Raw genomic sequence first — 699 nt, 5'->3', positions numbered from 1 at the left:
TTCAGGTTGTGATGGCTGGCAAGCTATTGAAGAATTTGGCAACGAGAACCTATCTTGGCTACGTAAACATCGAGATTTTGACAAAGGGATCCCGACTCGGCATTCCATTGCCCGGATCATTAAAGTTATCGATAACGAAATACTATTGTTAACGCTCTTTCGTTGGGCAAATAGCTTAAGAGAGGCTTCATCCAAGCCATTAATCGCTATCGACGGTAAAACGTTGCGGGGTGCAGTTAATCAACATGGCGCAAAAAATGCGCTACACCTCGTTTCGGCCTTTGATACCGAACAAGGTATCGTGCTCTATCAGCAAGATACACAGACCAAAGGTAACGAAATCGCAACGGTTCAAGCGCTGTTGCACATGTTAGACATTAAAGACGCTGTTGTAACCTTTGATGCACTTCATTGCCAGCGGGAAACGCTTCAACAAATCATCAAAGCTAAAGGCGACTATATTGTTCAGGTAAAAGGCAACCAACCTCTACTTAGGCAGGCCATAGAAATGCAGTTCCAACCTCACTGGGATAACGACGGCGTCGACATATTGAGTGTCGAAGCGGATGACAAGGGGCATGGCCGTAAAGAGCGTCGCACGACGTTTCAAATTCCAGCAAAGCTACCGCAGGCGCTCGCAAAAAAGTGGCCATCAGCCAAGTCGCTCATAGCAGTTGAGCGTCAACGAACACTTAAAGG

1 protein-coding gene is annotated in these 699 nt (G+C 46.6%); it reads left to right on the top strand.

What is annotated here, in order from left to right:
- Positions 1-699 (top strand): ISAs1 family transposase (locus tag IEY42_RS22245; RefSeq protein ID WP_188927339.1); only part of this gene is annotated, 699 nt, incomplete at both ends.

It is taken from the genome of Shewanella algicola (genome assembly GCF_014648035.1).
Lineage (GTDB): Bacteria > Pseudomonadota > Gammaproteobacteria > Enterobacterales > Shewanellaceae > Shewanella > Shewanella algicola.
This window is presented reverse-complemented; position numbering and strand designations above follow the sequence as displayed.